18 protein-coding genes are annotated in these 25,343 nt (G+C 73.2%); 5 read left to right on the top strand and 13 right to left on the bottom strand.

Features of this window, described 5'->3' with window-relative positions; translation table 11 throughout:
* Window positions 1-4 precede the first annotated feature (4 nt).
* From tkt to VF202_02925, 3 genes are all read right to left on the bottom strand, one after another.
* Window positions 5-2,011, bottom strand: a complete 2,007-nt coding sequence (gene tkt, locus VF202_02935; protein ID HEX7039051.1) for a transketolase — start codon at window positions 2,009-2,011, stop codon at window positions 5-7.
* 126 nt (window positions 2,012-2,137) lie between these two features.
* Window positions 2,138-4,387: a VWA domain-containing protein gene (locus VF202_02930; GenBank protein ID HEX7039050.1), complete on the bottom strand. Its 2,250-nt coding sequence runs from the start codon at window positions 4,385-4,387 to the stop codon at window positions 2,138-2,140.
* A 111-nt stretch (window positions 4,388-4,498) separates the two neighbouring features.
* A complete protein-coding gene (locus VF202_02925) occupies window positions 4,499-4,993 on the bottom strand; it encodes an acyl-CoA thioesterase (protein ID HEX7039049.1) in 495 nt (164 codons plus the stop codon).
* 46 nt (window positions 4,994-5,039) lie between these two features.
* On the opposite strand from VF202_02925, the gene VF202_02920 reads away from it, so the two are divergent.
* Both VF202_02920 and VF202_02915 read left to right on the top strand, forming a co-directional pair.
* Window positions 5,040-5,639 (top strand): biotin transporter BioY, encoded by a 600-nt coding sequence (locus VF202_02920; protein ID HEX7039048.1) that lies wholly within the window; start codon window positions 5,040-5,042, stop codon window positions 5,637-5,639.
* A 322-nt stretch (window positions 5,640-5,961) separates the two neighbouring features.
* Window positions 5,962-8,061 (top strand): (Fe-S)-binding protein, encoded by a 2,100-nt coding sequence (locus tag VF202_02915; GenBank protein HEX7039047.1) that lies wholly within the window; start codon window positions 5,962-5,964, stop codon window positions 8,059-8,061.
* Window positions 8,062-8,229: 168 nt separating this feature from the next.
* On the opposite strand, the gene VF202_02910 is transcribed toward VF202_02915, so the two are convergent.
* Genes VF202_02910 through VF202_02900 form a run of 3 tightly spaced genes read right to left on the bottom strand, consistent with a single transcriptional unit; the run spans window position 8,230 to window position 11,061 of the window.
* Complete coding sequence (locus VF202_02910) at window positions 8,230-9,177, bottom strand: hypothetical protein (GenBank protein HEX7039046.1); 948 nt, start codon at window positions 9,175-9,177, stop codon at window positions 8,230-8,232.
* Window positions 9,178-9,194: 17 nt separating this feature from the next.
* Window positions 9,195-10,808, bottom strand: a complete 1,614-nt coding sequence (locus tag VF202_02905) for a M43 family zinc metalloprotease (protein HEX7039045.1) — start codon at window positions 10,806-10,808, stop codon at window positions 9,195-9,197.
* A gap of 16 nt (window positions 10,809-10,824) precedes the next feature.
* The gene (locus tag VF202_02900) at window positions 10,825-11,061 is read right to left on the bottom strand and encodes a hypothetical protein (GenBank protein ID HEX7039044.1); all 237 of its coding nucleotides are present in this window, start codon (window positions 11,059-11,061) and stop codon (window positions 10,825-10,827) included.
* A gap of 569 nt (window positions 11,062-11,630) precedes the next feature.
* On the opposite strand from VF202_02900, the gene VF202_02895 reads away from it, so the two are divergent.
* A complete protein-coding gene (locus tag VF202_02895) occupies window positions 11,631-13,919 on the top strand; it encodes an HD domain-containing phosphohydrolase (protein HEX7039043.1) in 2,289 nt (762 codons plus the stop codon).
* Between the two features lie 168 nt (window positions 13,920-14,087).
* A complete protein-coding gene (locus tag VF202_02890; protein HEX7039042.1) occupies window positions 14,088-14,678 on the top strand; it encodes an SCO family protein in 591 nt (196 codons plus the stop codon).
* A gap of 72 nt (window positions 14,679-14,750) precedes the next feature.
* On the opposite strand, the gene VF202_02885 is transcribed toward VF202_02890, so the two are convergent.
* The 4 genes from VF202_02885 to pyrR all read right to left on the bottom strand — a co-directional run bounded on the left by VF202_02885 (window position 14,751) and on the right by pyrR (window position 18,353).
* Window positions 14,751-15,455, bottom strand: a complete 705-nt coding sequence (locus tag VF202_02885; GenBank protein HEX7039041.1) for a Crp/Fnr family transcriptional regulator — start codon at window positions 15,453-15,455, stop codon at window positions 14,751-14,753.
* Between the two features lie 68 nt (window positions 15,456-15,523).
* The gene (locus tag VF202_02880) at window positions 15,524-16,792 is read right to left on the bottom strand and encodes a dihydroorotase (protein ID HEX7039040.1); all 1,269 of its coding nucleotides are present in this window, start codon (window positions 16,790-16,792) and stop codon (window positions 15,524-15,526) included.
* A complete protein-coding gene (locus VF202_02875) occupies window positions 16,789-17,796 on the bottom strand; it encodes an aspartate carbamoyltransferase catalytic subunit (GenBank protein ID HEX7039039.1) in 1,008 nt (335 codons plus the stop codon). The genes VF202_02880 and VF202_02875 overlap by 4 nt, the downstream gene beginning before the upstream one ends.
* Window positions 17,793-18,353, bottom strand: a complete 561-nt coding sequence (gene pyrR, locus VF202_02870) for a bifunctional pyr operon transcriptional regulator/uracil phosphoribosyltransferase PyrR (GenBank protein ID HEX7039038.1) — start codon at window positions 18,351-18,353, stop codon at window positions 17,793-17,795. The genes VF202_02875 and pyrR overlap by 4 nt, the downstream gene beginning before the upstream one ends.
* Before the next feature lie 151 nt (window positions 18,354-18,504).
* On the opposite strand from pyrR, the gene VF202_02865 reads away from it, so the two are divergent.
* Window positions 18,505-20,103: an aldehyde dehydrogenase family protein gene (locus tag VF202_02865; protein ID HEX7039037.1), complete on the top strand. Its 1,599-nt coding sequence runs from the start codon at window positions 18,505-18,507 to the stop codon at window positions 20,101-20,103.
* Window positions 20,104-20,108: 5 nt separating this feature from the next.
* Here the strand turns inward: VF202_02865 and VF202_02860 are convergent, their stop codons facing one another.
* From VF202_02860 to VF202_02850, 3 genes are all read right to left on the bottom strand, one after another.
* The gene (locus VF202_02860; GenBank protein HEX7039036.1) at window positions 20,109-21,206 is read right to left on the bottom strand and encodes a mannose-1-phosphate guanylyltransferase; all 1,098 of its coding nucleotides are present in this window, start codon (window positions 21,204-21,206) and stop codon (window positions 20,109-20,111) included.
* The gene (gene uppS, locus VF202_02855; GenBank protein HEX7039035.1) at window positions 21,203-22,123 is read right to left on the bottom strand and encodes a polyprenyl diphosphate synthase; all 921 of its coding nucleotides are present in this window, start codon (window positions 22,121-22,123) and stop codon (window positions 21,203-21,205) included. Before uppS ends, VF202_02860 begins: the two co-directional genes overlap by 4 nt.
* Before the next feature lie 95 nt (window positions 22,124-22,218).
* Entirely contained in the window at window positions 22,219-25,281 is a 3,063-nt protein-coding gene (locus VF202_02850) for an exopolysaccharide biosynthesis polyprenyl glycosylphosphotransferase (GenBank protein HEX7039034.1), read from the bottom strand.
* Window positions 25,282-25,343 lie beyond the last annotated feature (62 nt).

The following is a 25,343-nucleotide window of genomic DNA, read 5'->3' as shown; positions in this document are numbered from 1 at the left end:
CGCATCATAGGCGCGCCAGAGACCTCTTGGCTGCGGCGACCACCGCTTCTGCCGTGAAGCCGAGCCGGCGCATGACCTCGTCGCCGGGCGCGGAGGCGCCGAAGTCGTCGAGGCCGACCGTCTCGCCCAGGTCGCCGGCGTAGCGCTCCCAGCCGAGCGTCGCGCCGGCCTCGACGGTCACGCGGGCCCGCACCCCGCGCGGGAGCACGCTCTCGCGGTAGGCGGCGTCCTGGGCCTCGAACAGCTCGAACGAGGGCAGGCTCACGACGCGGGTGGGCACGCCCTCGCCCTCCAGGGCCTCGCGGGCCCGCAGGCAGAGGCTCACCTCGGAGCCCGTGCCGATGAGGACCAGCCGCGGCTCGCCGCCGCGCGCCTCCGCGATCACGTAGCCGCCGCGGGCGACGGCGCCGTCCGGCACGTCGAGGGTCGGCACGCCCTGGCGGGTGAGGGCGAGCACCGTCGGACCGTCGCGCCGCTCGGCGGCCAGCCTCCAGGCCTGGGCCGTCTCGTTGGCGTCGGCGGGCCTGATGACGACGAGGCCCGGCATGGCCCGCAGCGACATGAGGTGCTCCACGGGCTGGTGCGTGGGCCCGTCGCCGCCGAGGCCTATCGAGTCGTGGGTGAACACGTAGACCACGCCCTGGCGCATGAGGGCGGCGAGGCGCAGCGCGGGCCTCAGGTAGTCGGAGAAGACGAGGAACGTGCCCACGAACGGCGCCAGGCCGTGCAGGGCGAGGCCGTTCGCCACGGCGCCCATCGCGTGCTCGCGCACGCCGAAGCGGACGATGCGTCCGCCCATGTCGCCGCGCGCCATGGCCCTCTCGCCCGCGATGTCGGTGAAGTTCGAGCCGGCCAGGTCGGCCGAGCCGCCCAGCAGCGACGGCACGACCTTCGCCACGGCGTTCAGCGCCGCCTCCGAGGCCTTGCGGGTGGCGACCTTGCCGCCCGGCTCGAAGCGGGGCAGCTCGAGGCCGGAGAGGTCGGGCGCGCCGCCGTAGAGGACCCGCCTCAGCTCGCGCGCCTCCCGCGGGTACTCGCGCTCGTAGCGCGCGAAGGCCTCCTCCCAGGCGCGCCGCGCGGCGGCGCCGCGCTCCCGCACCGCGCGCGTGTGGGCGAGCACGTCGTCCGGCACCGTGAACGCGGGCCAGTCGACGCCGAGGCGCTCCTTGGCGCGCGCGGCCTCCTCGTCGCCGAGCGGCGAGCCGTGCACCTTCGGGGTCCCGGCGAGGTTCGGCGCGCCGAAGCCGATGACGGTGCGGACGGCGATGATGCTCGGCCTGGCGGTCTCGGCCTCGGCGTCGCGCACCGCGCGCCTCAGAGCCTCCACGTCGTTGCCGTCCGCCACGCGCTGGACGTGCCAGCCGTAGGCCTCGTAGCGCTTCAGCACGTCCTCGGAGAACGTGATGTCGGTGCCGCCGTCGATCGAGATCCGGTTGTCGTCGTAGAGGACGATGAGCTTGCCGAGCCCCAGGTGGCCCGCCAGCGAGGAGGCCTCGCCGGAGACGCCCTCCATGAGGTCTCCGTCGGAGGCGACCACGTACGTGCGGTGGTCGACGACGGCGTGGCCCGGACGGTTGTAGCGCGCGGCCAGGTGCGCCTCGGCCATCGCCAGGCCCACGGCCGTGGCGATGCCCTGGCCGAGGGGACCGGTCGTCGTCTCGACGCCCACGGTGTGGCCGTGCTCGGGGTGACCGGGCGTGCGGCTGCCCCACTGCCGGTAGCGCCTCAGCTCCTCCATCGGCAGGTCGTAGCCGGTGAGGTGCAGCAGCGAGTACTGGAGCATCGAGCCGTGGCCGGCCGACTGCACGTAGCGGTCGCGGTTCGGCCAGCGCGGCTCGGCGGGGTCGTGGCGCATGGCGTCGACGAAGAGGACGTAGCCCATCGGCGCCGCGCCGAGCGGCATGCCGGGGTGGCCGTCGCCCGCCGCCTGCGTGGCGTCGATCGTGAGGGCCCTGATGGCGTTGATGGCGCGAGTCGTGACGTCGACCTGCGCGGCTGGCGTGTCGGGCATGCTCCCTCCGGCACGCGCCGGGTTGGCCCCGCGCGGCCCCGGCAAGGATAACAGTGGCCCGTGAGCTTCCTGACGGTGACGGGGGCGGGTCGGGGCGCCGCGGTCGCGGCCCGACCCACCCCGCGCTCAGCGCACGGTCACCGGGAAGCTGGCCAGCGTGTGCCCCTGGCGTCCCGTGACGTACCTGACCTCGTACTGCCCCGGCTCGTCAGGGGCCCTGAGAGATACCGTCGCCCCGCTGCCGCTGGCGTAGACGTAGTCGAGGTACGTGCCCTCCGGCGAACCGGCCGGGGCCACGGTGATGTAGTCGCCGCTGTTCCCGGGGCCCTCCCAGGTGACGTCGAAGCGCTCGCCGGCGGCCACCTCGCTCGGCGCCGACAGCGAGGCCGTGGCCGGGACCACGGTGATGGGCGCGCTCGCCAGCGTGGACGCGCTCTGGCCCGTCACGTAGCGGATCTCGTACTCGCCGGGCTCCTCCGGCGCCCTGATCGTCAGGGGCGAGCCGCTGGCCGTGTAGTCGTACTCGAGGTAGGTGCCCTCCGGCGAACCGGCCGGCGCGACGGTGATGTAGTCGCCGGAGTTGTCGGGACCCGTCCACGTCACCTCGATAGGGCTGCCCGCCACCACCTCGGCGGGCCCGGCAACGGTGGCGGTGGCCGCCGTGACCTCGATGGGCGCCATGGCCAGCGTGCTGTCGCTCTGGCCCGTGACGTACCTGACCTCGTAGTCGCCGGGCTCGTCCGGCGCCCTGATGGTGAGCGGGGAGCCGCTGGTCGTGTACTCGTAGTCGAGGTAGGTGCCCTCGCGCGACCCCGCCGGCGCGATCGTGATGTAGTCCCCGCTGTTGTTCGGCCCGGTCCAGGTGACCTCGACCTCGGCGCCGGCCATGACCTGGGCGGGGGCCGACACCGAAGCCGTGGCCTCGGTCACGACGATGGTCGTGCTCGCGAGCGTCTTGTTGCTCTGGCCGGTGACGTACCTGACCTCGTACTCGCCCGGCTCCTCGGGGACGCTCACGCGCGCCGGGCTGCCGGTGGCCGTGTACGCGAAGTCGGTCCAGGCGCCCTCCGCGGCGCCGGCCGGGACGACCGTGATGAAGTCGCCGGGGTTGTCTGGACCTTCCCAGGCGACCTCTATCTCGTTGCCGCCGACGGCCTCGGCCGGGGCGCTCACGGACGCCGTGACGGCCTGGGCCTCGAAGGCGGCGCGCCCTACGACCTCGTAGCCGCCCTCGGGCAGCGGGAGGACGTAGCGGGCCTCGTAGGCCCCGGGCTCCTCGGGCACGCGCAGCTCGGCCTCGCCGGCGGGCCCCTCGACGTACGCGAACGTCAGCCACACGTCGTCGCCGGCGTCGGCGGGGGCGAGCCACACCTCCCCGTGGCCATCCGGCGCGCCCTCGAAGGAGACGGTGAGGCTGGAGCCGGCGGCGGGACGCTCGTCGGCCACGGTCAGGGTCACCTCGGCTCGCGGGGCGAGCTCGAAGGCGAACGCGTTCTCGCCCTCGGTGACGGTGAGGCCGGCGAAGGTGAGCGGCTCGCCGGAGAACGCGTCGGCGACGCGCGCCGCGTAGGCGCCCGCGGGCAGGTCGGCGGTGAACTCGCCGGCGGCGTCGCCGGCGGCGAACGGGTAGCGCTCGTCGGTGACGGCGGAGACGAACTCGACGGTGGCGCCCTCGGTGGCGGGCGCCCCCTCGCGCGTCAGCGTCACGGTCACCGGGTAGGTGGCCTCGGCCGGCGCGACCTCCACGGCGCGGTTCAGGGCGCCCAGCAGCTCGGCGGCGCTGGTGGCGTTCTCGAAGGTGCCGAGGCCCTCGAACGCGGCGCGGGCCGACGCGTCGAGGTCGATGCCGATGATGCGCAGGTCGATGTCGATGCCCTGCTGCCGCAGGCGCTCCGCGACCTCGCGCAGGTCGCTGCGGCACGACTCGATGCCGTCGGTGATGAGGACGATGACCTTGCGTCCGTCCGCGGGGAAGTCCTGGGCGGCCAGCTCGAGGGACAGCGCGATGGGCGTGGCGCCGAGGGCCTCGGTCTCGCGGACGGTGGCGAGCAGGCGCTCGCGGTCGACGCCCTCCATGGGCACGACGAGCTGCGAGTCCTCGCAGGCGCCGGGGTCGCTCGCCCAGAAGTTGGCGCCGTAGACGCGCAGGCCGACGTTGAGCCCCTCCTGGTCCGGCAGCGAGGAGACGAGCTGGGTCAGGACGTCCTTGGCCGCCACGATGCGGTAGCGCCCGTCGGCGAGCTTGTTCCACATCGAGCCCGAGGCGTCGAGGATCAGCTGGATGTAGACGGGCCCCTGGGCCGCGGCGGTAGCTGCCGGAAGCAGGAGGCACAGGGCGAGCAGGGCCGACTTCAGGATGCGCGTAGTTCTGGCCACCTTCCACCTCTCGTGGGCCGAGGCTCGGCCCGGTTCTCGTGGACGAGGGACTCTACGCCAGGCGCTCCCTCAGGGGCCGTGGCTTCTCGCACCCGACGGGGTCGGGCGCGCTCAGGAGGGCTGGTGGGCCCTGCCCTGTCGGCGCCTCTCGATGGCGTCCCTGACGCGCTGGCCGGTCTCCCAGTGGCGCCTCTCCATCTCCGTCTCCACGCGCAGGCGCGGCACCGGCGTCGGCTTGCCGTCCTCGCCGAGCGCCACGAAGTTCAGGTGGCCCACCGTGCACAGCCGCCTCTCGCCGGTCAGCGGGTTCTCGCCGTGCACCTCGCAGCGCACGATCATGCTCGTCCGCCCCGTCCACGCCACGCGGCTCTTGACCTCGACGATCTCGCCGACGTGGATCGGGGCGCGGAAGTCGATGGGCTCGGTGGAGGCGGTGACTACGACCCGGCGGCAGAAGCGCGTGCAGGCGACGGCCGCGTTCACGTCCATGAGCTGCAAGAGCCGCCCGCCGAACACCGAGCCCAGGGGGTTCACCTGGTTGGGGAAGACGGTGTCCACCGTGACGACCCAGTCGGAGACGCGGGGTTCATCGGGGCCCAGGTCCACTCGAGAAGTATAGGTAGGCTCCACGCGCGCGCTAACATCGCAGGCCATGACACACAGGACAGCGGCCCTACTGGACCACCTCGTGCCCGTCCGGAGCGCGCCCGCCGCGGGCGCCGTCGCGCGGGCGCTGCTGTGCGCGGCCGGCGGCGTGCTGCTGCTCGCGCTGCTCTCGCAGGTGCGCGTGCCCATCGGCCCCGTGCCGGTGACCGGCCAGACCCTCGGCGTGCTGCTCGTGGGCGCCGCCTACGGCGCGCCGCTGGGGCTCGCCACCGTCGCCGCCTACCTGGTACTCGGCGCGCTCGGCCTGCCCGTGTTCGCCGGCGGGGAGGCGGGCGTGGCGTACGCGCTCGGACCCACCGGCGGCTACCTCGTCGGGTTCGCGCTGGCGGCCGCGCTGCTCGGCCGCCTCTCCACGCGCGGCTGGGACAGGAGCCCGCTCTCGTGCGCGCTCGCGATGCTGCTGGCCAACGCCGTCGTCTACGTGCCCGGCCTGCTGTGGCTGCGGCAGTCCCTCGGCCTCGACTGGCCCTCCACGTTCGCGGCCGGCCTGGCGCCCTTCGTGCTCGGCGACCTGATCAAGCTGGCGATCGCCGCGGCCGCCCTGCCCGCCGCCTGGCGGGTCGTGGGCAGGGGCTCGGAGAGCTAGGCGGCGCCGCCGAGGCGACGGGCGAAGAGCCGACGGGCGCAAGAGAACTCGCCCCGCTCCTGAGAGCGGGGCGAGCCGGTGTCCGCCTGGATTGAGGGGAACCCACGGTTCCTTCCTCTCACAGGAGGCGGTCCTGGTTACCCTCGACGGGCACCTCCACTGGTCACATCGGAACTCTCGCTGATACGGACCACCTCCTTCCCGTGGTGGCAGGATTCTATCGCCCCCGACGCGGGAGGTGTGATGAACGGGGTCACAGTAAAGTGGGGCGTCAGGCAGCCGCCCAGGCCGCGTTCGCCCCGTACGGGCAGGAGGGAAGCCAGTGCTCACCGTCGCCGAGAAGGTCGCCTTCGTCCTGCTGGCCGGCGCGTCCTTCTACCTGACGTACGTGGGCTTCGCGCGGGTCGTGAGGGTCATCGCGCGCGGGCAGGCGGGCCCGCTGCCGCGCACGAACCGGCTCGTGACGCGCGCCGTGCAGGGCGTGCTGAGGACGCTTTCTCAGCGCACCGTGTTCCGCGCCCGGCCCGTGGCCAGCACGTTCCACGCCTTCGTCTTCTACGGCTTCGTCCTCTACCTGTTCGTCAACGTCATCGACGGGCTCAACGGCTTCCTGCCGCGCAGCTTCACCGCGCGCCTCGACCTCGGCGCCGTCGGCGACGCCTACCGCCTGCTGTCCGACGTCGTCACGGTCCTGATCCTCGTCGCCATCGTCTTCTTCCTGCTGCGCCGGTTCCTGGTGCGCCCGGCCGCGATGCGGCAGAACGAGCGCACGCACCTGCACGAGGAGGTCAGGCAGGGGGGCGTGCGGCGCGACTCGCTGATCGTGGCGCTCTTCATCCTCCTGCACGTGGGCTTCCGCCTCACGGCCGAGTCGTTCCTGCTGGCCGCCGAGGGCCACGCCGACCCGTTCCAGCCGTTCGCCTCGACCATCGCCGGGCTCGTCGGCTTCGGCGAGGGGCGCATGCTCGGCTGGCACGTCGGCTGGTGGGGCGCGCTCGGCCTGGTCCTGGCGTTCCTGCCCTACTTCCCGCGCTCCAAGCACATCCACCTCTTCGCCGCGCCGGCGAAGTTCGCGCTCGAGCGCCGTCGCGACGACCTCTCGCCCGTGCCGACGGGCGCGCTCGAGCCGCTCGACCTGGAGGACGAGACCGCCGAGCAGTTCGGCGCGGCCAAGCTCGAGCACCTGCGCTTCCCGCAGCTCCTCGACGCCTACGCCTGCATCCAGTGCAACAGGTGCTCGAACGTCTGCCCGGCGAACCGGACCGGCAAGGCGCTCTCGCCCGCGGCGCTCGAGATCAACAAGCGCTACGAGCTCAACCTCATCGCCGAGGCCTTCGCCAGGGGCGAGGAGAGCCCCAGGGAGCTCATCGAGTTCGCGATCTCGCCAGAGGCCGTGTGGGCCTGCACCACCTGCGGCGCCTGCATGGAGGTCTGCCCCGTGGGCTGCGAGCAGATGATCGACATCGTCGACATCAGGCGCGACCTCGTCATGATGCGGGGCGAGTTCCCCGCCGAGCTGCAGAACGCGTTCCGTGGCATGGAGCGCACCGGCAACCCCTGGGGCATCGCCCAGGACGACCGCATGGCCTGGGCCGAGGGCCTGAGCGTGCCGACGGTCGAGGAGAACCCGGGCTTCGAGGTGCTGTTCTTCGTCGGCTGCGCCGGCTCGTACGACCCCGCCGCGCAGCGCACGACGAAGGCGATGGTGCGGATCCTCGAGCACGCCAAGGTGAACTACGCCGTCCTCGGCAAGGCCGAGCGCTGCACCGGCGACCCGGCCAGGCGCGCCGGGAACGAGTACCTCTACTACCAGCTCGCCAGCGAGAACGTCGAGACCCTGAACTCGGTGCTCATCGAGGAGAAACTGGACAGCGCGAAGAGCAAGCTCGTGCTCACGACCTGCCCGCACTGCTTCAACGCCCTGGTGAACGACTACCCGCAGCTGGGCGGCCACTACGAGGTCGTGCACCACACGCAGCTCATCGAGCGCCTCACGGCCGAGGGGCGCCTGCCGCCGCTGGCCGACACGCGCACGATCACGTTCCACGACCCGTGCTACCTGGGGCGCCACAACGGCGTGTACGACGCGCCGCGCGAGGTGCTGAAGGCCGGCGGCACGAGGCTCGTCGAGATGGAGCACAGCCGCAACGACTCCTTCTGCTGCGGCGCCGGCGGCGCCCAGTTCTGGAAGGAGGAGGAGCCGGGGGACAGGCGCGTGTCCGAGGAGCGCTTCGCTCAGGCCCTCGCCACCGGCGCCGAGGTCGTGGCGACCGGTTGTCCCTTCTGCAAGGTCATGCTCGGCTCGAGCGAGAGCGCGCAGTCTGAGGGCGCGCCCGCGGTGCTCGACGTCGCCCAGCTCGTGGCGTCGCGGCTCGACGCCATCCAGGCCCGCCTGGACGCCGCCTCCGCGGCCAGCGACTGAGCCGCCGCCCGATGGGGGCGGTGGGCGGCGTGCGGTCGGGGTCCTCGAGGCCTTCGCCGCCCACGCGGCGAGCAACGCGGCGGGCGACCCGTGGGCCCCTGGCGCGGAGCACGGCGGGCGCCACGAGGCGGGGGAGGCCCTGAGGCCTCCCCCTCGCTCACGTCCCGTTCAGCCGGACCACGCGGCGTCGTGCCTGTCCAGCGCCGCCGCGATGGCCTGGGGCACGGGCTGGCCGGTCCGCTCCGTCACGAACAGGTACTCGCCCGCCGGGTTCACCTCCAGGAACACGTGCTCGCCCTCCGGCGTCACCCGCATGTCGATGCCGCCGAAGCGCAGGTCGAGCTCGTCCATCAGCCGGCCGAGCCTCGCGGCGACGTCGTCCGGCAGCTCGTAGGGGAACACGTCGGCGCGCCCGACGCCCAGGCGGTAGTCGGTCCGGTACTCGGGGCCGGAGCGGATCGCCGCGGGGAACAGCTCGCCGTCGACGTAGGTGACGCGCAGGTCGAGGTCCGCCGGCACGTAGCGCTGGAAGATCACGGGCGCGAAGCGCACCGTGTCGATGAGCCGCAGGTCGGCCTCGCTCACCAGGCTCGTCTCCCGCGGCGCCTCGGCGATGTTCCGGAACGCCTTGCGCACCACGCCGCCCCCGGCGTGAGCGGCGACGAACTCGCGGGCGCGGGCCGGGTCGTTCGTGATGAGCGTCTCGGGGACCGCGAGGCCCACGGACCGCGCGAGCTGGAGCTGGCGCACCTTGCGCTGGCCGACCTCGTCCGCCAGGGGCGGGTTCATCCAGTAGCAGTGCAGCGAGTACCACAGGCCCAGCAGCGCCTCGTTCGACTCCGACCAGGCGAACAGCCGGCCCGTCGGGTCGGTGAGCGACCCGTCGAGCCCGAGCGGGCTGATGCGGCGGTGCCACACGGCGCCCACCCTGGCGAGGTCGATGACCTCGCCGCCCTCGGTCGTGAGCAGGAGGCCCTCGCAGCACTCCTTGACGCTCACGGCGAGGCTCGCGCGCGCGGGGAACGAGCCCGTGTCGAAGAGCGCCCAGGGCCGCGTGAGGTGCTCGACGACCCGCTCGACGTGGTCGTAGCTCGGGTAGCTGACGATGAGGATCAACTCTCACCTCGTAGCGCTCAGCTCCCGATGAGCTGCTGGTAGGCGGCCGCGGCCTGCTGCCACGCGGCCATGCCGGAGGCGTCCAGCATGCCGGCGGCGTGCAGGCGCGCGTACTGGGCCAGCAGCTCCGTGTACGCGGCCAGCAGGGCCGCCCTCTGCTGCGCCCCGCCGCCCCGCGCCCCCGCCGCGGCCGCGGTGCCCGTGCCGAGCACGAAGGGCAGGTTGCCGGGACCGAGGTCGATCGGCGGCTCCATGAGGCCCTTCGGCGGGTCGAACACGTTCTTGGGCCCGTCGGCGATGGGCGGCTTCTGCGGGTCGACTGGACCCTCCTTGAAGTCCTTGATCCCGTCCTTCGGGAACTCCTTGATGAGCTCCTTGGGCGGGTCCTTGGGGAACTCCTTGAAGACCTCCTTGGGCAGGTCCTTCGGCGGGTCCTTGCTGAAGTCCTTGGGCAGCTCCTTGGGGGGGTCCTTCGGGAGCTCCTTCGTCGGCTCCTTGTGGAGGTCCTTGGGCAGGTCCTTCGGCAGGTCCTTCGGGAACTCCTTGGGGAGGTCCTTCGGGTGCTCCTTGAAGGGGTCCTTCGGGAGGTCCTTGGGATGTTCCTTGGGCGGGTCCTTGGAGAACTCCTTCGGCAGGTCCTTGGGGTGCTCCTTGATGGGGTCCTTGGGGTGGTCCTTGACGGGGACCTTCAGGCACGGGCGCGTCTCGCCGATCGTGCTGCGGCTGCTGTCGAGGGCGGCCTGCATGCGCACGACCTGCTCGGCCGTGAACATGACCATCGCCGCGTCGTCGACGTAGTCCATGTAGTTGACGAACATGTCGCCGTTGGGGCCGTTGCCGCAGCTGATGCGCGGGAACGTCGGGACCCCGTAGTTCGGGCCGCCCTGGTTGGGCGTGTCGGACACGAAGTCGCTGCCGGCGCAGCCGGTGCCGTCGTCGCCCCAGATGTGCCTCAGGTTCAGCCAGTGGCCGATCTCGTGGGTGGCAGTGCGCCCGCGGTCGAACGGCGCCGCGGCGGTCCCCGTGGTGCCGAAGGCGCTGTGGAGGATCACCACGCCGTCGGTCTGGGGAGGCCCGCCGGGGAACTGGGCGTAGCCCAGCACGTTCTGGCCGCCGGAGCCCACGATCCTCGGGGCGACCCAGATGTTCAGGTACCTGTCGGCGGGCCAGGCGTCGGAGCCGCCCTGGGCGGAGAACTTGATGTCGTCGGCGACGGTGGAGAACTCCGACTTGTCGGTCCTCACCCTCACGATGCCGTCGGTGGGGTTGCCGTCCGGGTCCGTCGTCGCCAGCTCGAAGCTCAGGCGCGCGTCGCCGGCGACGGCCGCGAACGGCGCGGGGGCCGTCGACAGGTCGGCGTTCCGCATGCGGAAGTCGTCGTTGAGGACGGCGATCTGGCTGTGGATCTGGGCGTCGGAGATGTTCTGCGCGGGCGTCTTGTGCACCACGTGGACCACGACGGGGATCGTGGTGCAGCCCTCCCTGGCCATCTGCGGCAGGACCGCCGCGCGCAGGGCGTAGTTCTCGGCCCTCGAACGAGCCTCCGCGTAGCCCGGCACCTGGCGGAGTAGCCTCTCGTGCACCTCCATCGTGCCGCACTCGCGCCGCATGGTCTGCTGGTCTTCCGCCATCGCCGCCTCCCTCCCCCTACTCCTGTCTGCGGATCACGAGCCTCTCCTGGCTCGCGACCACCACGCGGTAGGTGCCGCCTAGCACCGGGGCCTCGATGGTCAGCAGGTCGCCCTCCAGCCGCCACGTGCCGGCGGCGTCGCGAGGGCGGTCGTCAGGCCCGGGAGCTCCGACGTCGAGGCCGCCGTCCTCGCGGAACGTCAGGACGGTGCGACCGCGCGACGGCGGGAGGTCGGCGCCGCGGCGGAGGAACACCAGGCCCTCGCCGTCCTCCTCGTGGAGGTGCAGCCAGGTCCCGTGGAGCAGCGTGGCGTCTACTTCGTGTCCCAGCGCCTACCATCTCCTCTCCGCGGTCGCGGCGAGCCGCGCCACGGACACCCCGCGCCATCGTGTCGAAGGCGAGAAGGAGCGAGTCGACCTGCGCGGGTCGGTGGAGGTCGGGAGGTGTGGAACGGAGGAAGCAGGACGGCCGGCCCAGGTCCCACTCGCGGCCCCGAGGGGCCGAGGAGCAAGCGCCCGAAGCTCGCGTGGGAACATAGTGCACGCCGGACCGCGTGGGTGCAAGCGAGCGGCGCACAGCCTGCGTCAGCGGGACGCCCGCGGCCGGCCCGGTCGTCGTGCCCACCGCGCCGCCCGCGGACGGGCCACGACCCGTCCGGAGACGGGCCCGACGACTTGCGGGACGCGTCGTAGTGGCAAGTTCATCAGCCCGTGGCGCGGGCCACCTCTTATCCTGTGACGGTGACTTCCCTCGTGGCGACGGCCGCCGATCGCGCCCGCGGACCCGGCGCAGAGGGCGCGCCCGGTCCCGCGGAGGGCTGAACGTGGGGACGGGCAAGCTGGCACCCGACAAGCAGACCGAGTCGGTCAGCGCCGCGAACCGCGCGCTGCGGCTGCTCCAGGAGATGCTGGAGCACACCAGCGAGGCCGTCTTCGTGCTGTCCGCCGACGACAGGGTCATCGACTGCAACCCGCGCGCCGAGCTCGCACTGGGCGCCCGCCGCGGCGAGCTGCTGGGCCTGCCGCTCGCCGAGCTGGTGCCCATGGGGTCGCCGCTGCTGGCGCTGCTGGAGGTGCAGGACGCCGACGAGCCGCTGCGGCTGGAGGTCGAGCTGGAGCGGCGCGACGGGGGCTTCGTGCCGGTGGAGATGCTGGCGCGGCGCCTCGACGACGGCGCCACGCTGCTGCTGTGCCGCGACACCACCGTCACCCGCTCGGCCGAGCAGGCGCTCGAGCGCAGCGAGCGGCGGTTCATGGCGCTCGTCAAGCACTCCTCCGACGTCACGATCGTCCTCGACGGCCTCGGCGGCGTGAGCTTCGTCTCCCCTTCGATCGTCAGGCTGGGCGTGCACCAGCCGGTGTTCACCGAGTCGCAGCTCTGGCGCGTCGTGCACCCGCGCGACCGCGCGCGCGTGGAGGAGGACATGCGCGAGCTGAAGGCCTCGCGCGCCGGCTCCACGCCGCAGAGCCCGCCGCGCGTGTCGCGCTTCCGCTACCGGGTGCGGGGCGAGTGGCGCTGGATCGAGGCCGTCGGCACCGACCTGCGCGACGACCCCGACGTCCGCGGCATCGTGCTCAACGTCCGCGACGTCACCGAGCGCGAGGAGTCGGCCCAGCGCCTGCGGGTCAGCGAGGCGTACTACCGCGCGATCTTCGAGAAGAGCCTCGAGGGCGTCGTGCTCCTCGGTCGCGACAGGCGCGTACGCTCGGTGAGCGGCGCCGTCGTGAACATGCTCGGGTACCCCGCCGATGAGTTCGTGGGGCTCGACCGCACCGACCTCGTCCACGCCGACGACCGCGACGCGCTCCTCGACGCGCTCGACATGGCCGAGGCGATGCCGGGCGCCACCGAGAGCCTGCGCTTCCGCTGCCGCGACGCGCGCGGCGACTGGCGCTGGCTCGAGGGCACCGTCACGAACCTGCTCGAGGACCCGGACGTGCGGGCGTACGTGCTGAACTTCCGCGACATCAGCGACCGCGTGCGGGCGATGGAGAAGATCCAGAACCTCAACGAGGAGCTGAAGCGCCGCCTCGACCACGTGCAGTCGCTGCGGCGCATCGACATGGCGATCACGAACTCCGTCGACGTCAGGCTGGTGCTCGACATCTTCATGGACCAGCTCGTGCAGGACCTGGGCGTGGACGCCGTGGCCGTGCTCCTCTACGAGCCGGCCGGCCAGGTGCTGCGGCCGGCCGTCGGACGCGGCTTCACGGGCGAGCTCAGGCAGCGCCTGCGGCTGGCCCTGGGGGACGGACCGGCGGGGCGCGCGGCGCTGGAGCAGCGCTCGATCTTCCTGCCCGAGCTCAAGCAGGAGGCCCAGAAGGGCGCGGCCGTGGCGGAGGCGCAGCAGGAAGGCTTCGCCAGCTACATGGCCGTGCCGATGTTCGCGAAGGGCCAGCTCCAGGGCGTGATCGAGCTCTACTCGAAGGAGACGCTCGTGCCCAACGACGAGTGGCTCGAGTTCCTCGAGACCTACGCCGACCAGGGCGCCATCGCGATCGAGAACGCCCAGCTGCTGCGCTCGCTGGAGCGCTCGAACGTGGAGCTGCAGCGCGCCTACGACCGCACGATCGCCGGCTGGGCGAACGCCCTCGACCTCAAGGACGAGGACACCGCCGGCCACAGCAAGCGCGTGACGGACATGACGGTGCGCCTGGCGCGGCGCCTGGGCATGTCGGCCGAGGAGCTCGTGCACGTCCAGCGCGGCGCGCTGCTCCACGACATCGGCAAGATGGGCATACCCGACTCGATACTCCTCAAGCGCGGCCCGCTCACCGAGGAGGAGTTCGAGATCATGAAGCGCCACCCCGTCTACGCCTACGAGCTCCTGGGGCCGATCGAGTTCCTCAGGCCCGCCCTCGACATCCCCTACGCCCACCACGAGCGCTGGGACGGCACCGGCTACCCGCGCGGGCTCAAGGGCGAGGAGATCCCGCTGGCGGCGCGCATCTTCGCGATCGTCGACGTGTTCGACGCGCTCACGTCGGACCGTCCCTACCGCCGGGCGTGGACGCGCGAGGAGGCGCTGGCCCACATCAGGGAGGGCGTGGGCACGCGCTTCGACCCGCGCGTCGCCGAGGCGTTCTTCGAGATGATCGAGGCGGGGGAGTAGCCGTCAGCCGGCCGGCGCGCGGCGGCGAGTCGCGCGCCGGACGTCCGGGGCCCTGCGCCCGCTCACCGGCGGCGGCGCTTCGGCGGCCGGTCCTGGCGGCGCCGGGACGGCCGGCACGGTCTCATGCGGCCCCGGGGACGCGCTAGGGCCGGGGCTATGCTGGCCCGCGTGAGAGGTCCCGCGCGCTTCTTCCTCACCTTCGCCCTGCTCGTCGCGGCCGGGGCCGGAGCCTACCTGCTGGGCGCCTGGCTGCGCCCGCGGCCGGAGCCCGCCGGCACGGCGCTGCGGGACCCCGTGAGCATCTCCGGCCTCACGCTCGTCGACCAGGACGGCGACGAGTTCCACCTCGCCGACGACCTGCGCGGCCACGTCACGCTCGTGTTCTTCGGCTTCACCCGCTGCCCCGACGTGTGCCCGCTCACGATGGCGCAGCTCTCCAGCGCCTACGAGGCCGTCGGCGAGCCGGACGACCTGAAGGTCGTCATGGTCAGCGTCGACCCCGAGTACGACACGCCCGAGGTGGTGGGTGCCTTCGTCGAGCGGTTCAACCCCGCGTTCATCGGCCTCACCGGGGCGAACTCGCAGGTGGCGGAGGCCGCCAAGGCGTTCTTCGTGGGCTACGGCGGCGCGGGCGTGGAGACCGTCCACACCGAGTACGTGTCCGTTCTCGACCGCGAGGGGCGCCTGCGGTACGTCTACGGCTCCGACGCCGTCAGGAGCCTCGGGCGCGACCTGCCGCGCCTGCTCCGGGAGCTCTAGGTCGGGCGAGGCGCGCAGGGCCCGCCGCGTCCGCCGCCAGCGGGGAGCTTCGTCGGTCGGGAGGACCTGCCCTCAGTTGAGGGAGGACTCCTGCGCGAAAGCGCGCAGGGCGCGCGGCAGCACGAGGTAGCGCCCGCGCGTGCCGGCGATGAGGCCGGCGCGGCGCAGCTGCTGCACGGCCGCGCTCGTCGTCTCGCGCGCGGCGCCGACGAGCCCGGCGAGGGTGTCGTGCGTCAGCGGCAGCGTGAGGCGGACCATGCCGTCGGCCACCTCCTGCCCGAACCGCTCGGCCAGGCGGGCGAACGCGGTGGCCACGCGCGCGGCGACCGGGGCGCCCTCCTCCTCGAGCTGCTCGGTGAGGCGCTCGAGCCGCCGGGCGGCGGCCCTGTCGACCAGGTCCCTGGCGGCGTCGGAGCCCGGCCCCAGGGGCACGGCGACGACGCGCGTGTCGGGCCCCAGGGCCGTGGCGGTGTCGAGGTACCTGACCTGGTGCCCGGAGAGGGCCCCGACGACGTCGCCCGGTCCGGCGAGGTCGACGACGCGCTCGCGGCCGCGGCCCGAGCCGACCGCCAGCGCCAGCAGGCCCGACGCCACGAGGTAGGCGGACTCGACCTCGTCGCCCTCGCGGTAGAGGGTCTCGCCGGCCGACAGCGTGATGCCGCGCCCGAGGTCGTGCTGCGGCAGCAGCAGGGCCTCCGCCGCGGGCTGCGCCTGGGGCGGTGGCAGCTCCTGCGGCGCCGCGACGCGGGTCGTAGTGGCGTCGTAGGCCGGCGTCATGAAACGATTCTAAGCCCGTGCGCGGGGCTCGCGAGTGTAGCCGGTCTCAGGCCGAGGCGCGGGCGGCTCTACCCCTCCCCGTGCACGAGCCTGCCGGCCACCACGGTGGCCACGGGCCAGCCCCTCAGCGCCTCGCCCTGCCAGGGCGTGTGCTTGGCCTTGCTCTTGAAGCGCGTGCCGTCGACCTCGCGCTCGGCCTCGAGGTCGAGGACCGTCAGGTCCGCCGGTGCGCCCGGCTCGAGGCGCGGCGCGGGCCAGCCCATCACGCGCGCCGGGCCGTCCTGCAGCAGCCACAGCAGGCGTTCGAGCGGGAGGCTCCCCGTGGCGACGAGACGCGTGTAGAGCAGCGGGAACGCCACCTCGAGGTTCGCGATGCCGAACGGCGCGCTCAGCATGTCCTGCTGCTTCTCGGCCAGCGTGTGCGGCGCGTGGTCGGTGCCGATCGAGTCGACGGCGCCGTCGACGAGGCCCGCGCGCAGGGCCTCCACGTCGGCCGCGGTGCGCAGCGGCGGCGCGACCTTGTAGACGGGATCGAAGCTCCTCAGGCACTCGTCGGTGAGCGTCAGGTGGTGCGGCGTGACCTCCACGGTGACGGGCGCGCCGCCGGCCTTCAGCCAGCGCGCGACCTCGAGCCCGCGCCGCGAGCTCACGTGCGCCAGGTGGACGCGCGCGCCCGTGAGCCTGGCGACCTCGCCGTCGCGGAAGACCATCACGGCCTCGGACGCGTCAGGGTTGCCCGGCAGGCCGAGCCGCTGGCTGACCGCCCCCTCGTTCATGACCCCGCCGTCGCGCAGCGACGGGTCCTCGGAGTGGGTCTGGACGATGAGGCCCAGCGCGGCGGCGTACTCGCAGGCGCTGCGGAAGAGCCGCGAGTCGGCGACGGGCACGCCGTCGTCGGTGACCATGACCGCGCCGGCGGCCTTGAGCGCCGCCAGGTCCGTCAGCTCCTCGCCGCGCAGGCCCTTGCTGATCGCCGCCGCCGGCCTGAGCCTGGCGCCCTCCACGCGCGCGGCGCGCGCGACCAGGTCGGCGACGATCCCCGGGTCGTCGACGACGGGGTCGGTGTTCGCCATCGAGACGACGGTCCCGTACCCGCCGGCCGCGGCCGCGGCCAGGCCGCTGGCGAGGTCCTCCTTGACCTCCTGGCCGGGGTCGCGCAGGTGGGCGTGGAGGTCGAGGAACGCCGGGGTGACGACCCGGCCCGCGGCGTCGACGTCGAGGTCCACCTCGCCCCCGAGGTCGAGCCCCTCTATGACCCCGTCGCGCACGTAGAGGTCGTGGACGCCGCGGTCGCCCGCCCCGTCCAGCAGGCGACCGCCTCTCAGGGCGAGCCTCATCGCTTGCCCACCAGGAGCGCGTAGAGCACGGCCATCCTCACCGGCACCCCGCTGGCGACCTGGCGCTCGACGAGGCTGCGCGGTCCGTCGGCGAGCTCGCTGCTCACCTCGACGTCGCGGTTGATTGGGCCCGGGTGCATCACGAAGGCGTGCGGCTCGGCGACCTCGAGGTGGCGCTCGCGGAGCTGGTAGCGGGCCACGTACTCGGCCAGCGACGGCAGCCGCCGCGGGCCCAGGCGCTCGCGCTGTATGCGCAGGGCCATGAGCGCGTCGGCGTCGCGGGCCGCCTCGTCCAGGTCGGTGGTCAGGTGCACGCCGGGGAGCCTCGAGAGCTCGCGGGGGAGCAGCGCGGCCGGACCGCACAGCACGACCTCCCCGCCGAGGAGCGTGAACAGCTCGGCGTTCGAGCGGGCCACGCGCGAGTGCTCGACGTCGCCGACGATGGCGAGCCGCCGCCCGGCGAACGGCCTGGCGCGCTCCGCGGGCGGCAGGCCCGCCTCGGTGAGCGCGGCCCGCAGCGTGTAGGCGTCCAGGAGCGCCTGCGTGGGGTGGGCGTGGCGCCCGTCGCCGGCGTTGACGACCGCGCCGGCGGTCCAGCGCGCGAGCTGGTGCGGCACGCCGGCCGACGGGTGCCGCACGACGTAGAGGTCGGCCTGCAGCTGCTCGATCGTGCGCAGGGTGTCGCGGACGCTCTCGCCCTTCTTGAGGCTCGAGGAGCCGGCGGCGAACGAGATCACGTCGGCCGACTGGGCCCTGGCGGCGCGCTCGAAGGAGAGGCGCGTGCGCGTGCTCTCCTCGAAGAAGAGCGTGGCGACCGTGTAGCCCTGCAGCGCCGGCACCCGCTTCACGGGGCGGGTGAGCACCTGCGCCATCACCTCGGCCGTCTCCAGCAGCGACGCGACGTCCTCGGCCGTCCAGCCCTCGAAGTCGAGGAGGTGGCGGTGGCGCCTGGCGACCGCGGCCGGCGGGGTCGGCGGGGGTACCTGCGCGGCGGCGCCGATCACGCCTGGCGCTCCCACAGCTCGACCCCGTCCTCGCCGTCGACCTCCTGCACGCGCACGTGGACGATCTCGGAGCGGCTCGTCGGCACGTTCTTCCCGACGTAGTCGGCGCGGATCGGCAGCTCGCGGTGGCCGCGGTCGACCATGACCGCGTACTGGATCGCCGCGGGGCGCCCCATGTCGATGATCGCGTCGAGGGCGGCCCTCGCCGTGCGGCCGGTGTAGATCACGTCGTCGACGAGCACGATCTTCGCGCCGTGGACGTCGAAGTCCACCTCGGTGCGCTTCACGACGGGCTGCAGCGAGATCTCGGTGAGGTCGTCGCGGTAGAGCGTGATGTCGAGCTTGCCGACGGGCGGCCTCGTGCCCTCGAAGAGCTCGATGAGGCCGGCCAGGCGCTCGGCGAGCGGCACGCCGCGGGTGTGTATGCCCACGAGCGCCACGTCGCCCGCGCCCTTGTTGCGCTCGATCACTTCGTGGGCGATGCGCTTGAGGGCCCGGCCGAACTCGGCCGGGGACATGATCTGCGACTTCAGGGTGAGGTCAGCTGTCTCGGGCATGGCCCTCCTTCCCGGCCTCACTGGACCGGATTAAAGGTCGAGGCAGCATAACGCCGGTGCCCCGTCCCGCCATGAGCGCCGAGAACGCGCCGTCCTGGACGGGTCGAACCGCGCGACGGGCCCGCGGGGACCCGGTGGTATCGTGCGGATCATGACCGAGACGGCAACCGAGGCGCCCGCGGCCGGCGCCGCCAAGACCTACGGTAACCTCATAGGCTGGCGCAGCGTGCCCAGCGAGGGCACCTTCGCCTCCCGCAACGCGAGCCGACTGTCCGACGTCGTGGGGCACTTCCCCGAGGCCACCAAGGACCAGGTGAGGGAGGCGTGCGAGGCCGCCTGCGAGGCGTTCAGGACGTGGTCGCGCACGCCCGCGCCGATCCGCGGCCAGCTCATCGGGCAGCTCGGCAAGGCGCTGGAGCGCGAGAAGGAGTCGCTCTCCCGGCTGGTGACGCGCGAGATGGGCAAGACGCTCAAGGAGGCGCGCGGCAGCGTGCAGGAGGCCATCGACACCTGCCACTTCTTCCAGTCGGAGGGACGCAGGCTCTACGGCCAGACCGTGCCTTCCGAGATGCCGCGCAAGGAGCTCAACACCTACCGCCGGCCGCTGGGCGTCGTCGGCATCGTCACGGCCGGCAACTTCCCCATCGCCGTGCCGTCGTGGAAGATCGTGCCGGCGCTCCTCACCGGCAACACCGTCGTGTGGAAGCCGTCCGAGGACGCCCCAGCTGTCGCCTACGCCTTCGCCAAGCTCTTCGAGGAGGCCGGCGTGCCGGCGGGCGTGCTCAACGTCGTCTTCGGCGGCGGCGCCGGCGCTGCCGGCGAGTTCCTCGTCGACATGATGGACGAGGGTCGCCTCGACAAGTTCGCGTTCACGGGCAGCACGGCGGTGGGCCGGCGCATCGGCGAGATCGCCGGGCGCAACCTGCTGCACCCCACCCTGGAGCTGGGCGGCAAGAACCCCCTCATCGTCATGCGCGACGCCGACCTCGACAACGCCGTGGAGGGCGCCGTCTTCTCGGCGTTCGGCACCGGCGGTCAGCGCTGCACCTCGGCCGGCAACCTCATCGTCGACGCCCCCGTCTACGACGAGTTCAAGCGCCGGTTCCTCGAGCGCGTCGAGGCCATCAGGATCGGCGACCCCAACGAGCACGAGGACGTCCTGTACGGCCCCTTCATCAACGAGCGCTTCTTCCGGCGGTGGCTCGAGCACTACGACTGGGGACGGGAGGACGGCGCCACGTTGCTCTACGGCCGGGGCCGCATCGCGCCCGGCAACGCGCCGGCCGGCTTCGTGGGCGACCCCGACGCCGCCTACTACGGCTGGCCGACCGTGTGGGAGGGCGTGAGGCCCGGCATGAGGATCTTCCAGACCGAGGTGTTCGGCCCCACGATCAACCTCGTGAGGGTCGACGGCATCGAGGAGGCGGTGCGGGTCGCGAACTCCGTGGACTACGGCCTCTCCAGCGCGATCTACACGAACGACCGCGAGTGGGCGCACCACTTCAAGGAGAACATCGAGGCCGGCATGTCCTCGATCAACAACACGACAGTCGGCGCCGAGGCGCACATGCCCTTCGGCGGCGTGAAGGGCTCGGGCAACGGCGCGCGCGAGTCGGGCATCTGGGTCATCGAGGGCTACACCTACTGGCACGCCGTCAACGACGACGTCTCCGGCAGGCTGCAGCTGGCGCAGATGGACACGGCCTACGTGGAGCCGAAGGGAGAGGTGGACGTCTCGAGCCTGTTCTGACGGCCTCAGCCCCTGCCGACCGGCTCCTCGAGCAGGCCCGACAGGCGCTCGTCGGCCAGCAGCTCCTTGATCTCCTGCACGCGGTCCTTGTGGACCAGCAGCAGCGCGTGGCCGCGCTTCACGATCACGAGGTCGTGGACGCCGAGGGTCACGACCACGTCGCCGTCGTCCTCGGTGTAGACGATGTTGCCCGAGGCGTCGCGGCCCACGTGCCTGCCCACGACCGTGTTCGTGCCGTCGCCCTCCAGCAGGCGCTCGAGCGCCATCCAGTCGCCGATGTCGTCCCACTCGAAGCGTCCCGGCACGACGTAGGCCCTGTCGGTGCGCTCCATGAGCGCGTAGTCGATCGAGATGCGCGGCAGGTCGGGGAACGCCTCGGCCACCCTGCCGGCATCGAAGGCGTCACGCAGCGGCACCATCAGGTCGGGGGCGTGGCGGTCGAGCTCGGCCAGCGCTGCGTGGACGCGCCACACGAAGATGCCGGCGTTCCACAGGTAGCCGCCGGCGGCGAGGTAGGCCTCGGCGGTGCGGGCGCTGGGCTTCTCGACGAAGCGACGCACGCGCAGGGCCGGCCCCTCGGTCTCGCCGGCCTCGATGTAGCCGTAGCCGGTGGCGGGGCGGGTGGGCGTGATGCCCACCGTGACGAGGCCGCCCGTCGCCGCGGCGACCTGGGCGGCGGAGCGTATCGCCTCGTGGAAGCCCGGTCCCACGCGGTGGTCGGAGGAGAAGAAGCCGGTCACGACGTCGCCGTCCCGCTGGGCGATGGTCAGGCAGGCGAGCGCGACCGCCGGGGCGGAGTCGCGCGGCGTGGGCTCGACCAGGAGGTTCTCGACGGGCACGTCGGGGAGCTGCTCGCAGACGAGCCCCACGTACTTGCGGGCCGTCGCCACGTAGACGTTCGCCGGCGAGCCCGCCAGCGGCAGCACCCTGTCGTAGGTCTGCTGGATCAGCGTGCGTCCCGCGCGGCCGAGGTCGAGGAACTGCTTGGGCCTCTCGGGGGTGGAGAGCGGCCAGAAGCGCTGGCCCTGACCGCCCGCCATGACCACCGCGCGGAAGCCGGGTATGGTCCCCGGCTCGCCCGGCGTGTCGTCGCCTGCCTTCACCTTCCGTACCGCCTCTCGCGCGCCTGGAAGTCCCTGACCGCCCGCAGGAAGTCGACCTTGCGGAACTCCGGCCAGTTGGCGTCGCAGAAGTAGAACTCGCTGTAGGCCGTCTGCCACGGCATGAACCCGGAGAGCCTCACCTCGCCAGAGGTGCGTATCACGAAGTCGGGGTCCGGCATGCCGGCAGTGTAGAGGTGCTCCGTGAGGTCCTCGGCGCGCACGTTGCCGGCGACGCTCTCCAGCGTCTCCCCGGCGGCGAGGCGAGCGCGCAGCAGGGCGTTCACCGCGTCGATGATCTCCTCGCGGCCCCCGTAGCCGAGCGCGACGTTCACGTGGAGGTTGTCGTAGCCCTCCGTCGCCTCCTCCATCGCCCGCAGCGCCTCCTTGGCGTCGTCGGGGAAGTCGGAGGTGTCGCCGATGACCTTCACGCGCACGCGGTTGGCGTGCAGCTTCGCGTCGCTCAGCAGGTCGCGCGCCTGCTGCGCGAACAGGGCGTGGAGGTGGGCCACCTCGTCGGGCGCGCGGCCCCTGTTGTCCGTCGAGAAGCCCCACAGCGTCACGTGCTCGATGCCGAGCTCGAGGCACCAGTCGAGGACCTCCCGCGCCTTGTCGGCGCCGTGGTCGTGGCCGGCCTTGACGTCGAGGCCCACGGCCCGCGCGAAGCGCCTGTTGCCGTCCATGATGATGCCGATGTGCCGCGGCACCCTGCCGCCGGCGCGTATGGCGCTGACGAGCCGCCGCTCGTAGAGCCAGTAGAGCGGCCGCGTGAGCGCGTTGAACGCCCTCAGGGTGCGCCGGGCCGCCCTGGCGCGAGAGCCGTCGCCGCCGCGGGCGGGCTCCGCGGCTGGTGACCCGGGGGGCGTCGGCGCGGCCTCCGGCTCCTCGGCCACCACGGGGCCGGTCTTCACTGCGGGCACGCTGGTGAGTCTAACGCCGCCGGACCGGGACCCGTGCCCGCGCCCGTGAGAGCGCCCTCATGCGCGCTGCGGGACGCTGCCGGTGGACCCGCGCCCTACTTGCCGTTGGGCGAGAGCATGACCAGGGGCGTGCGCAGCAGGATCTCGAGGTCCCACCACACCGACCAGTTGCGCACGTAGTGCGCCTCCATCGCCTGGCGCTCCTCGAAGCTGAAGTCGTTGCGCCCCTCCACCTGCCAGTAGCCCGTCATGCCGGGGCGGGCGAGGAAGATCAGCTCCCGCTCGGGGCCCATGTCCTCGAGCTCCCTGACCAGGTAGGGCCGGGGGCCCACCAGGCTCATGTGGCCGAGGATCACGTTCACGAGCTGCGGGAACTCGTCGAGCGAGAGGCGGCGCAGGACGCGGCCCACGCGGGTCACGCGCGGGTCGTTCGTGAGCTTGCGGTAGCGGGCGTACTCCTCGCGGGCCGCGGGGTCCTCGTCGAGGAGGCGCTCCAGGCGGCTCTCGGCGTCCACGTGCATGGTCCTGAACTTCAGGCAGTCGAACGGCTTGCCGCCGCGCCCCACGCGCGGAGACAGGTGGAACGGCGAGCCGCGCGAGTCGAGGACCACCAGCAGGGCCACGAGCGCCAGCGGCAGGGCGAGGACGGCGAGCAGCAGGGTGGCCAGGAACAGGTCGATAGCGCGCTTCACGGCCCTGTTCGTGGGCGAGGCGAGCTGGTTCGTGACCTCGAGCGCGACCGACGACCCGAGCGGCGCCGCCGTGACCGAGCTGGCCGGCAGGTCGCCGAGGTCGGGCAGGTACTGGACGTAGCGGAGCTGCCTGTCGGCGCGCCGCAGCACCTCGTCGAACGCGAGCCGGCGCGCGGCCGCGGGCGCCACGATCGCGTGCCTGATGTTGTTGTCCCTGACGTAGCGCCAGGCGTGCTCGAGGCGCCCCGTGACGGGCGGACGCTCCAGGTCCCAGCCGCTGTCGCCGAAGGCGGCCACGGGGTGCAGGCCGAGGCCGGGGTGGGCGGCGAGGTGACGCGCCGTGCGGGCCGCCGCCGGCCCGGTGCCGAGGACGACGACGGCTCGCCCCCACAGGTGGAGGCCGCGCAGAGCGGCCTTCACGAGGGCGCGCAGACCCGGCGCCAGCACCACGCTGGCGGCCAGGGTGACGGCCAGGGTGCCGGCCGAGAGCTCGACCGCCGGCAGCAGCACCGAGGCGCCCGCCACGAGCAGCGAGCCCATGGCGCCCACGTTCACCGAGCCGGCGAGCTCGAGGTGGCTGGGCCGCCCGTACGCCGGGTAGTGCCCGGTGAGGACGCCCACGAGGGGCCAGGCCAGCGTCGCGTAGGCGAGGGCGGACGTGAAGACGCCGGTCCCGCCCTCGGCCGCCAGCAGCCCCAGGGCGATGGACAGGGCGCCGGCCACCGCGTCACCCAGCGCGAGCGCGACCCTCACGCCGGCGGCGCTCAGCACCCCCGTCTCCGCCTGGGCGAACGCCCTGCTGCCCACGGCCCGCCAGCCCAGCACCGCGGCCAGGGGGTAGATGAGGGCGCCCGTGAGCAGCGTCGCGTCGAGGGCGTTGAGGACCACCACGCCGAGGAGCACCACCGCAGCGGTGCGGTCCCGCTGCTGGACGGCGCGCAGGGCCAGCGCGACGAAGAGGACCCCGAGGCCCGCGAGGCCCACGGCGCCGCGCTCGACCCACACGGCCAGGGCCATGTTGTGGGCGTGGACGGCCACCGGGCGCAGGCGCGCCTGCTCGCCCTCGAGCTCGTGGACCGCCGCCGGCAGGCCGCCCGGGCCCCAGCCGAGCAGGGGCCTGGCGCCTATCGCCGTGAGGGCGTCGCGCCAGATGGGGTAGCGCGAGGCGCGCAGCGAGGCGACGCCGCGCTCGGCGCGCCCCGGGACGTACGGCAGCGGCGCGTCGGTGGCGGTGAGCTGCAGCTCGGCGAAGGCCGTGCTCACGTTCGTGAGGTTCGAGCGGTCGGGCACCACGCCCACGTACCAGGCGAGGGGGTGCTCGCCGTCGTAGCGGAAGGTCACCTGGGCGCGCGTCATGCCGTCCGCGAGCTCGACCGCGCTCGCGGAGAGGATGGCCAGCGGGCCGGTGGCCCTCGCGTCGTGGGCGCCCTCGGCCAGCGTCGTCCCCAGGTGGACGGCGCCGGCGTCGCCCTGCTGCATGCCCCAGCCGTCGAAGCCGGGCCGGGCCTCGGCCAGCGGCCTCAGCACGGCGCTGAGCGTGTACGTCTGGCCGGGCTCGAGCATCACGACCTGCTGCAGACGCGACCAGTTGTCCTCGGAGCGCTTGGTGACGATGATCGCCGAGCGCAGCACGCCCTCGACCTCCAGCGTCGAGCCGGAGTACGTGACGCCGAGCGGCAGCCACCAGTCGCCGTCGGCGACCTCGGTGCCGCGGAAGAGGTTCGCCTCGGCCGGCGCGGGCTGGAACGCGGTGAGGAAGCCGGTGCGGCCGACGCCCACGGGCGAGAGGACGCCGGAGGCGAGCAGGAACATGACGCCCACGAGCGTCCACTCGGCGAAGCGGGTGCCCGCCGTGCCCTTACGCCCCACGAAGCGCAGCAGCACCGCCACGAGGAGCCAGGCGAACATCGCCTCGCGCGCGCCGGAGAGGACCACGCCGGCGGCGCCCAGCGCCAGCGAGACGACGCGCAGGCGCGGCGACGGCACCGTGATCGCGACGAGCGCAGCGAGGACCACCATCATGTGCCCGAACGTGGCCGGGTGCGACTGCCAGGTGATGGCGTCTAGTGGCGTGCGGGCCGTCTCCCAGCGGAAGCCGTCGAGCTGGCGCAGGCCCACCAGGAACGCGATGCCCAGCCCGACGACGAGCCCGGCGCCGATGACGTCGGCGAGCCCGTGCGGCGCCAGCCGCTCGCGGAGCGCCGTGGCGGAGCGGAACAGCAGCCAGGCGGCGAGGACCTGCGCCACCGTCTCGGCGGCGGCGACGGCGTGGCCGGTGAGCAGCAGCGGGGCGGCGAGGAGCGCGGCGGCGGACCACCACAGCTGGTCGGCCCTCTGGAGCTGGAGGCGGCGGTTCAGCCAGGCGAGCAGGGCCAGGAACGGTCCGGCCGCGGGCACCGCCGCGAAACCGACCCCGGCGAGGAAGGCGATACTCTTGCTGGAGTTAGGATTGGCTCGCGTGGCCATCGGGGGCAAGTCTAGCCCCGCTTCTTGAGTCTTCTCACAGACGCGCATAGTCTCGCGGGCGC

This window comes from Trueperaceae bacterium (genome assembly GCA_036381035.1).
In the GTDB taxonomy this organism is placed as follows: domain Bacteria; phylum Deinococcota; class Deinococci; order Deinococcales; family Trueperaceae; genus DASRWD01.
The sequence above is the reverse complement of the archived record's forward strand: the minus strand, read 5'-3'. Positions and strand labels throughout refer to the sequence as shown.